Raw genomic sequence first — 1434 nt, forward strand, 5'->3', positions numbered from 1 at the left:
CAGCAGTAGTCACTGCTACGGGTAACTATACAAATTTTGCAGAGGTTACCGCGAGTGATCAGACCGATTTAGACAGTACTCCAGATAGTACTCCAGATACAGATACTCCAACGGAGGATGATGAGACGAGTGCTACGCCAGAAGTTCCAAGCCTAAGTGTTATCAAGACTATTAGAGTGGCGGGAAGTTCCTTGAATGATGTCATTGAGTATGATATTGTAGTTACTAATACTGGTAATGTTACTTTAACAGATATTGAAATTACCGATGATAATGCAGATGTAGGCAGTATCGTAGGCAGTCCAATAGCGAGTTTAGCACCGGGCGCTAGTGTAACGGTGACAGCGAATCAAACGATTACACAGACAGATATTGATGCTGGATTTATAGAGAATAGTGCTACAGCTACAGGAGATAGTCCACTAGGAGGTCCTGATGATGTAATAGATGTATCCGATGCAGGCGATGAGACTATTGAGACACCGAATGGAGATGGAACGACTGATGGAGAGCCGGATAACGATCCAACAGTTACGGATCTTATAGCCGATCCAAGTTTAAGTGTTATCAAGACGGTTAGAGTGGCGGGAAGTGCCTTGAATGATGTCATTGAGTATGATATTGTAGTTACTAATACTGGTAATGTTACTTTGACTGATATTGAAATTACCGATGATAATGCAGATGTAGGCAGTATCGTAGGCAGTCCTATAGCGAGTTTAGCCCCAGGGGCTAGTGTAACGGTGACAGCGAATCAAACAATTACACAGGCAGATATCGATGCTGGATTTATAGAGAATAGTGCTACAGCTACAGGAGATAGTCCACTAGGAGGTCCTGATGATGTGACAGATGTATCCGATGCAGGTGATGAGACTGTTGAGACACCAAATGGAGATGGAACGACTGATGGAGAACCGGATAACGATCCAACAGTTACGGATCTTATAGCCGATCCAAGTTTAAGTGTTATCAAGACAGTTAGAGTAGCAGGAAGTGCCTTGAATGATGTCATTGAGTATGATATTGTAGTTACCAATACTGGTAATGTTACTTTAACAGATATTGAAATTACCGATGATAATGCAGATGTAGGCAGTATCGTAGGCAGTCCAATAGCAAGTTTAGCTCCAGGGGCTAGTGTAACGGTGACAGCGAATCAAACGATTACACAGGCAGATATTGATGCTGGATTTATAGAGAACAGTGCTACAGCTACAGGAGATAGTCCTGATGGAACAGATGATGTAACAGATGTATCCGATGCAGGTGATGAGACTATTGAGACACCAAATGGAGATGGAACGACTGATGGAGAGCCGGATAACGATCCAACAGTTACGGATCTTATAGCCGATCCAAGTTTAAGTGTTATCAAGACGGTTAGAGTAGCGGGAAGTGCCTTGAATGATGTCATTGAGTATGATATTGTAG

Annotated in this window: 1 protein-coding gene; it reads left to right on the forward strand. The window is 42.7% G+C overall.

The genetic code is table 11. The features are described 5' to 3' along the window. A partial coding sequence (locus tag ABD077_RS25085) for a DUF7507 domain-containing protein (protein ID WP_343914941.1) occupies positions 1 to 1434 on the forward strand: 1434 nt, incomplete at both ends.

This window comes from Aquimarina litoralis (assembly GCF_039523995.1).
Taxonomy (GTDB): domain Bacteria; phylum Bacteroidota; class Bacteroidia; order Flavobacteriales; family Flavobacteriaceae; genus Aquimarina; species Aquimarina litoralis.